This window comes from Bartonella sp. AP30XZML (assembly GCF_042195945.1).
Taxonomy (GTDB): Bacteria; Pseudomonadota; Alphaproteobacteria; order Rhizobiales; family Rhizobiaceae; genus Bartonella.
The window spans coordinates 1-3,591 of the sequence record NZ_JBHIPJ010000006.1 but is presented as its reverse complement, the minus strand read 5'-3'; the positions used below and the strand labels follow the sequence as shown (position 1 = coordinate 3,591).

The following is a 3,591-nucleotide window of genomic DNA, read 5'->3' as shown; positions in this document are numbered from 1 at the left end:
GTCTGATACGGTTGGCAAATCGTTGGCGGAAGAAATCGGTACCGCCAAGGCAGAAGGCAAAATAGATACGGTCACGCAGATTGTTGCCCACGCCGGTCTTGGCTGCTTAAAAGGCGCGGTTGCGAGCGGTGCTTGCTCTGCCGGTGCTGTGGGGGGTGCTGTGGGCGAAGCCACTGCTATGCTTCAGTTTCAATTGTGGGTGCAAGGCATTGTGAAAGAGGAAATGGGGGACCTAAACGGTCGCACCCCAACTGCGGAAGAGGAAGCGCGTATAAACGCAAAGATTGATGCGCAGTTTGCTGACTTTAGAGACCACACCATTGATGTTGCACGGGCTGCGGGGGGTGTTGCCGCTGCCATTGCCGGTGGCGATGTTGATGCCGGCGCCGATGCCGCTGGTAATGCCGCTGCAAATAACTACCTCAGCAGTGCGCAACAAGCTCAGATGGAGAAAGAGTTAGAAGAGTGCCCTGACCTTTTATGTGACGCAGAAGTGTCTGCGAAGTGGTCTGCGATTAGTACAGGGCAAGGTATAAGCTTTGGAGCTGGCATAGTAGCTGGTGTACCGGCTGAAATATACGATACGCTTGATGGTTTTTGGCAAATAGCCAAACATCCCGAAGAGACTTTGAAAGCGCTCAAAGATTTTTTCAGCAGTGGTGAGATTTTGGCGACAATTGGTCGGACCCTTGGACAGTCCTATGTAGATCGCATTAATAAAATGGAGGAGGAATATGAGCGAGCCGGTGCTGGTGGATCCTTTAAAGCTGGACTTGAACTTGGAAAATTATTGACTGAAACAGCATCCCTAATGACAGGAGTTGCTGGAGCAGCCAAGGGAGGCATAAAGCTTGTTGGCAAGCTTACCGAAAAAGCTCTTGCCAAATTAGTAGCTAAGGCTGAGGTAACGGCTGCAAAAGCAGGCAAAGACATCGCTCAATCAACGGAAAAAATAAGCGATAAAGCTGTTGCAGTTCATGAGCAAACAGGAAACAAAGCTTCTCAGACAATTGAAGAAGTCAGAAATAAAATAAAAGATATTTATCCAGAAAAAGACATTGCTCAATCAACGGAAAAAATCAGAGATGAAATTGCTAAAACTCAATATTTCACACAAGGAGAACATTTATGGTCAGACAGAAAATCCACTGTTTTTGAGCTTGAAATACCTCACAAAGGAGAAATAATTACTCAAAAATATGAAGTTTATGAGAGTGAAAAGCTGTTTAATCCTTACCGAATTGTTACTTGGATAGAAAAAGGGAAAGAAGTAGAAGGTACAAATATTGAAAAGATGACAACAGGAAGAGCGCCCATAGGATTTGATGATAAATCCATTGAATTCCATCACATATTGCAAACACATGATGGTCCTCTAGCAATGGTGACAAACGAGTTTCATAAAAAATATCATCGTATTCTTCATAATAGGCCTAAGGAAATGGGATCAGATATTGATAGAGATTTGTTTAAAAAGTTGAGAGAAGAACTTTGGATGTTATGTGCTGAATGTTATAAACCGAAAGATACAAAAATTAAAAAATAACAATTTATAGGAGAACAAATTATGAAAACTTACACCTTAGATGATGTTGCAGAGTTGGTTGAGAAATATAGTGATATTGTTGATTTTGGCACTGCAGAGGATGCGGTTAGTAATGAAAGGATTGAAGAAGCTGAGAAAATTCTTGGTGTAAAGTTTACAACTTCTTATAAAGACTTTTTAAAAAATTATAAAGGAGGAGAAATTGGAGGTTATGAAATATTTAGCATTTATAACGCAAGTTTTGATAAGTGTCCTGCTGGTGATATTGTTTTCTATCATTTGACGGATATAAAAAATGGTTTCGCAAAACCAAATCAGCTTGCCGTGAATAGAACTGATTTTGGTGAAACATTTTACTTTGATTATACTCAGTTTCAGGATGGTGAATGCCCACTTTACGTCGAGATTCCATCTGGAGCGTCACATTATTATGCAAGTAATTTTTATGAATTTCTCTGTAAAAGAATTAAAGAGCACGCAGGGGAAGATTTATGAAAACCTATACCTTAGCTGATGTTGCAGTATTAATTGATAAAGTGAATAAATATGATGATGATATTGTTAATTTTTGTTCTGATGAGAATGCAGTTGATGATCTTGTGATTGAAAAAGCAGAGAAAGCTCTTGGTTTAAAGTTTACATCTTCTTACAAGAGTTTTTTAGAACATTGTAAAGGCGGGGACATTGGTGGTGAAGAAATCTATAGTCTTTATGATAATCCTATGGGTATTCCTGCTGGTGATATTGTTTTTCAGAACTTAAATGATAGAAAACGTGGTTTTGTGACAGCAGAACAGCTTATCGTGTGTGAAGCTGATTTTGATGAAACCTTTTACTTTGATTATACGCAGTTTCGAGATGGAGAATGTCCAATCTATGTTATGTTTCCATTGGATAATTGCGAATATTACGCCAGTAATTTTTATGAATTCCTTTGCAAAAGAATTAAAGTACACGTGGGAGAAGAGATACCTGAAGGTGATCAACCGATTGAAAAGATTGAGCACACTCCCACTCCGCAACCTATCCCTTTTTACAAGAGTTTTTGGAAAAAACTATGGAAGAGGGGCAATTGATAGGGGAAATATGGAGCGTTACGCAAGTTTTGAGGATCATCTATGAAAACCTATACCTTAGATGATGTTATACAACTAGTTGATAAATAGGATAATTGCGATTTATTGCTTGTTATGAAAACATCTAAAAAGAGATTGATCATTATAAAGATTAGCAAAATCCCTTTTAATAGACCGTGTCAGTGTTGTCAGTTCTTTTTAGAACCTATATTATTTTTTTAAATGAGAGAAAATTAAAATCAATATATTTCAATAGGTTAGCATTTTAATGATACAACCTTTATTAAATAGTAACCCATAAATTCAACTCACAATATATATTTGTCAGTTATGTGTCAGTAAATTGAACTGAGAAAATAGATTATTTTAGTGAGTGATTAAAATGTGCTTTATGAAAAGCATATGATCCTTTAAAGCCTTTCAAAAGATAGTTTGTAACTCATAAGAAATGCTATCAAGATCCTTATGGTTGTTAGTTTTGAAGATTTTGAGTATTTTGAGGGTTCCTTTTACTCCCCTTTATATATTTTTTTCAACAAAAAAATAAAAGTTATTATATTTCAATATATTAGAATTTTAGAGATACAATCTATATTAAGATGAAACCTATAAATACAACTCATGGCATATTTTTGAAGGTATTTTGAGGGTTTGAGAAACCTTCAAAACCTATAAGCAAAATGAATATATATATATATAACTCTCTTAAATAAAGCTTTTGAAAACAATAAAGCTATCATTTTAGATTACGGTATAATCTTTTAAAGGCAATGTAAAAAAATCTAATTCTATTTAAGAGTGGGGTTCTTAAAAGTCTTAAAGCAATCCAAATGAGAGTATTTAAAAGTGCAAATGATTTCTTTTTAGAATAACGCATATAAACACTCCTTTTAAAGATTGTATGTAATCAACTTAACAAGAGAGGTATAGATTATGGTTATAAGCTCTATACCCCTTGTGAATTTAGCA

The 3,591-nt window shown here is 36.2% G+C and carries 3 protein-coding genes; all 3 read left to right on the top strand.

The genetic code is table 11. From position 1 onward, the window contains the following. On the top strand, positions 1-1,546 hold a 1,546-nt coding region (locus tag ACFIL2_RS00195; RefSeq protein WP_375681661.1), incomplete at its 5' end, for an HNH/ENDO VII family nuclease. Between the two features lie 21 nt (positions 1,547-1,567). Beyond that, complete coding sequence (locus tag ACFIL2_RS00190) at positions 1,568-2,041, top strand: SMI1/KNR4 family protein (protein WP_273783967.1); 474 nt, start codon at positions 1,568-1,570, stop codon at positions 2,039-2,041. After that, complete coding sequence (locus ACFIL2_RS00185) at positions 2,038-2,622, top strand: SMI1/KNR4 family protein (protein ID WP_375680065.1); 585 nt, start codon at positions 2,038-2,040, stop codon at positions 2,620-2,622. Before ACFIL2_RS00190 ends, ACFIL2_RS00185 begins: the two co-directional genes overlap by 4 nt. Positions 2,623-3,591: the final 969 nt, after the last annotated feature.